This is a genomic window from Algimonas arctica, assembly GCF_014652695.1.
GTDB lineage: Bacteria > Pseudomonadota > Alphaproteobacteria > Caulobacterales > Maricaulaceae > Litorimonas > Litorimonas arctica.
Genome location: NZ_BMZH01000047.1, coordinates 1 through 518, shown reverse-complemented (window position 1 = coordinate 518; position 518 = coordinate 1). Strand labels below are relative to the sequence as shown.

Genomic DNA, 518 nt, shown 5'->3' with positions numbered 1-518 from the left:
GCCGCCAAGGCTGAACCCGCGATCACAGGGATATCGTCACCCGGATAATCATAAGATGTCAGAAGCTCACGGATTTCCATCTCGACGAGCTCAAGCAGCTCTTCATCGTCAACCTGGTCAACTTTGTTCATGTAAACAACCATCGCCGGGATACCAACCTGACGGCCGAGCAGGATGTGCTCGCGCGTCTGTGGCATCGGGCCGTCGGCCGCGTTCACAACCAAGATAGCGCCGTCCATTTGCGCCGCACCGGTGATCATGTTTTTCACATAGTCAGCGTGGCCGGGACAATCGACGTGCGCGTAGTGACGGGCGTCTGTTTCATATTCGACGTGGGCGGTCGAGATCGTGATCCCGCGCGCTTTTTCCTCAGGCGCGCCATCAATCTGGTCATACGCTTTGAAGTCACCGAAATATTTCGTAATCGCCGCTGTCAGCGTCGTCTTACCATGGTCAACGTGACCAATGGTGCCGATATTGGCATGTGGCTTATTACGCTCGAACTTTTCCTTAGCCAT

1 protein-coding gene is annotated in these 518 nt (G+C 54.8%); it reads right to left on the bottom strand.

The window, feature by feature from the left end:
* Positions 1–518: GTP-binding protein (locus tag IE105_RS15295; protein ID WP_189499749.1), on the bottom strand; the 518-nt coding region annotated here is incomplete at its 3' end.